At 49.5% G+C, this 204-nt stretch carries 1 protein-coding gene; it reads right to left on the bottom strand.

All coding sequences use genetic code 11. From position 1 onward, the window contains the following. On the bottom strand, window positions 1-181 hold a 181-nt coding region (locus H6B51_RS17530; protein ID WP_204884848.1), incomplete at its 3' end, for a hypothetical protein. Window positions 182-204 lie beyond the last annotated feature (23 nt).

The following is a 204-nucleotide window of genomic DNA, read 5'->3' as shown; positions in this document are numbered from 1 at the left end:
GGTCGGTTTCCGTGCCGTTATAGCCCATGATTTCAATGGTGTCCTCGGTAACAAAGCGGTAGTCGTAGACAACGCTTGGGTCTTCCGCCGCAAATGCCGCCATGGGCATAAGGCTCAGCAGCATACACAGGGCAAGCAACACGCCCCATATGCGTTTGGTAATGGTTTTTGTTGTTTGCATAAGAACATCTCCTTTATGTTTTC

Source organism: Pseudoflavonifractor phocaeensis (assembly GCF_016901955.1).
Taxonomy (GTDB): Bacteria; Bacillota; Clostridia; order Oscillospirales; family Oscillospiraceae; genus Flavonifractor; species Flavonifractor phocaeensis_A.
Note: the sequence above shows the minus strand (reverse complement) of the source record. Positions and strands in the feature narration are given on the sequence as shown.